At 63.5% G+C, this 794-nt stretch carries 1 protein-coding gene; it reads right to left on the bottom strand.

Annotation, left to right across the window (positions count from 1 at the left end):
* The coding region (locus DBV08_RS31915) for a DUF222 domain-containing protein (protein WP_124570121.1) at positions 1-794 on the bottom strand (794 nt) is incomplete at both ends.

Below are 794 nucleotides of genomic sequence, written 5' to 3' on the forward strand. Positions count from 1 at the left end.
GTTGTGGCACCGGCGACCGCGGCGCATTCGCGGTGGTAGGCGAGGTCTTTGGCGTTGATGTGCACGTTCAGGTGTGGGCGTTGGCCGCCGTCGATGCCGGTGGCGGCGTTGTCGAGGTAGCGGCGGATGAGCTCTGCCATGGCGTCTGCGTTGCGTGTGGCGGCGGATCGTTTGTCGGGTGTGCCGTCTGTGGCGGGGGTGGGCATCGAGAGGTTGGAGAGGGCGGATAGAAGCATTTCTCCGGTCACGCCGTCGAAATCGCCTCGGACGGCGACTCTTCCGTTGAGGGTCGCGGAGATGCGTAGTTCGTTGCGGTCGGTGTCTTCGCTTGGTGGTACGTCGTCGGATTCGAACATGTGCTCGAGGACGCTGATGGCGTAGCGCAGTTTGACTGTGGTTGCTTCGACGCCGGATGCTGCGGCGAGGAGTGTGTCGCGGCAGTACGGTAGCGCAGCGTCGGGCATTCCTTTGGGTGGGGATTCGCAGAACGCCACGATCAGTGCTGCGTGTTCGAAAGTAAGGTCGCCGGAGTCGAATTGGTCTTCGATCTCAGGGAACGAGCGGAGGGCTTTTCCCAGGGCCGCGATTCTTCTGCCGGCCGGGATTTGCAGCATGGTGTGGTTCGCGAGCCACTGTCCGGTGCCGCGGTAGCACAGTACTTGTTCGTCCGGGTTCAACGTCAGGGTGTCGACGGCGGCTACTCGAATAGCTTCCAGGCGAAGGATTTCCGCTGATGCGGTGATGGCGATCTCGCGGACGTCGGTGGGGTGCAGCCGCCACAGTCGGGCGCGCAC

Origin of the sequence: Rhodococcus sp. KBW08, assembly GCF_003852455.1 — a bacterium.
Classification (GTDB): Bacteria; Actinomycetota; Actinomycetes; order Mycobacteriales; family Mycobacteriaceae; genus Rhodococcus_F; species Rhodococcus_F baikonurensis.